This window comes from Megasphaera stantonii (genome assembly GCF_025567065.1).
Lineage (GTDB): Bacteria > Bacillota > Negativicutes > Veillonellales > Megasphaeraceae > Megasphaera > Megasphaera stantonii.
Map to the genome: position 1 here is coordinate 1 of NZ_JAOQKD010000049.1, position 1,278 is coordinate 1,278.

General features: G+C 41.6%; 1 protein-coding gene. It reads left to right on the forward strand.

The genetic code is table 11. From position 1 onward, the window contains the following. Nucleotides 1-216: 216 nt before the first annotated feature. Nucleotides 217-1,092, forward strand: coding sequence for a UTP--glucose-1-phosphate uridylyltransferase GalU (gene galU / locus OCV58_RS12155; RefSeq protein ID WP_154878011.1), 876 nt, complete (start codon nucleotides 217-219; stop codon nucleotides 1,090-1,092). The last annotated feature ends 186 nt before the right edge of the window (nucleotides 1,093-1,278 follow it).

Consider the following 1,278-nt stretch of genomic DNA (forward strand, 5'->3'; position numbering starts at 1 on the left):
GTTTCCTCCGAGATATAGATTTTGTTTGGTAGCATTATTATATCAGAAACCTATGTGTCATTTTTTATAGGTGTTGCACTTGTATTGTAAATTCGCCTTTCTATTTAACTATATTTATGCCTATTGAGGTTATTTTTATAGGTGGAGTTGCTTTGGGTATTTCAGTATTATATCATCAGAAAGTAGCTTTTTTATATAAAGGCGGGGGAAAATAATATGAATCGAATTCGCAAAGCAGTTATTCCGGCAGCTGGTTATGGGACGCGTTTTTTGCCTATGACCAAAGCCATACCGAAGGAAATGCTGCCTATTGTAGACAAGCCAGTGATTCAATATGTCGTAGAAGAAGCGCTGCAGAGCGGCATTGAAGAAATCCTGATTATCAGCGGTCATGGAAAGCGGGCTATTGAAGACCATTTCGATACTAATATGGATTTGGAACTGCTGCTGAAGCAAAAGGGAAAGACGAAGCTGCTCAGCATGGTGCAGCATATTTCTGAAATCAACGTTCATTATATCCGGCAAAAGCATATGAGAGGTTTAGGAGATGCCATATTGTGTGCCAAGTCCTTTGTTGACGACGAGCCGTTTGCCGTGCTGTTGGGCGATGACGTCGTGTACAATGAAAATCAGCCGGCACTGCGGCAGCTGCTAGGCGTATATGCCAAAGTAGGCGCAACAGTATTAGGATGCCAGAAGGTACGGAAAGAGCAAGTATCGTCCTATGGAATTGTCGATGGCATACCGACAAGCTGTCCGGATCTATTAAAAGTGGTAGATATGGTAGAAAAGCCGACGGCAGATCAGGCTCCGAGCTGCGTTGCGGCATTAGGACGATATATTTTTACTCCTGATATTTTCGAAATCCTGCAGCGCATCCCCGTAGAACCTCATGGCAAGCTGCAGCTGACCGACGCCATCAAAATCATGGCCAGGAGAGAAGCAGTATATGCTTATAATTTCAAAGGCCAGCAATATGATGCAGGCGATAAATTGGGATATTTAAAAGCCATGATGGAGTATGCTCTGCGGCGGGATGATCTGAAGGATGAGTTTAGGGCGTATTTGCAGGGGATTATAAAAGAATTTTAGTATATGATAAAAAAATCGGTCTTGAGGAATTTTTCAAGACCGATTTTTAAATATACACTTGGTTTTGACTTTAAAGAATACATTTCATATAATGGATAAGGTACAATAAGTTTCGCAAAAATAAAAAGAGACATGGCTTGCAGAACTCTGGTAGAATGAAGTCGCGACACACCATTCTGAAAGGAG